This window comes from Streptomyces otsuchiensis (assembly GCF_004305975.1).
In the GTDB taxonomy this organism is placed as follows: Bacteria; Actinomycetota; Actinomycetes; order Streptomycetales; family Streptomycetaceae; genus Streptomyces; species Streptomyces otsuchiensis.
The window spans coordinates 1-627 of record NZ_BHZI01000582.1 but is presented as its reverse complement, the minus strand read 5'-3'; the positions used below and the strand labels follow the sequence as shown (position 1 = coordinate 627).

Annotated in this window: 1 protein-coding gene; it reads left to right on the top strand. The window is 68.3% G+C overall.

Features of this window, described 5'->3' with window-relative positions; translation table 11 throughout:
- On the top strand, positions 1 to 620 hold a 620-nt coding region (locus tag E0D90_RS25950), incomplete at its 5' end, for an IS3 family transposase (RefSeq protein ID WP_130800338.1).
- Positions 621 to 627 lie beyond the last annotated feature (7 nt).

Sequence of the window (627 nt, the reverse complement as noted above, 5' to 3'; positions counted from 1 at the left end):
TTGCACGGCTGATCCGGGCCGCCGGGCTGCGAGGCCGGCACCGCCGACGACGGCACCCGACCACGATCCCCGATCCCAAGGCTCCCTTCTGTCCCGACCTCATCGCCCGGGACTTCCAGCCCGACCGCACCGGGCTCGATGCCCGCTGGTGCGGTGACATCACGTATGTCCCGACGGAGGAGGGCTGGCTCTATCTGGCCACGGTCGGCGACATCGCCTCCCGGCGCGTAGTCGGCTGGGCAACCGCCGATCACCTGCGGACCGATCTGGTTGCCGAGGTGCTGACAGCCGCCTGCCGGCAGCGTCGCCCCACCCATCCCGTGATCTTCCATTCGGATCGCGGCTGTCAACACACCAGTCAGCAATTCGCCGCCCTAGCAGTCCAGTTCGAGGTAAGACCTTCGGTCGGCCGCACCGGCCAGCGCTGGGACAACGCGCTCGCAGAGTCGTTCTTCTCGACCATCAAACGCGAACTGCTCGGCGCCTCCGCCTGGCCCCGCCGGGCCGCCGCCCGCACCGCGATCTTCGACCTCATCGAAGGCTGGTACAACTTGCACCGACTGCACAGCAGCCTCGGCTACCTCAGCCCCGCCGAGTACGAGACCTCACTCGCAGTCTGACCACCAC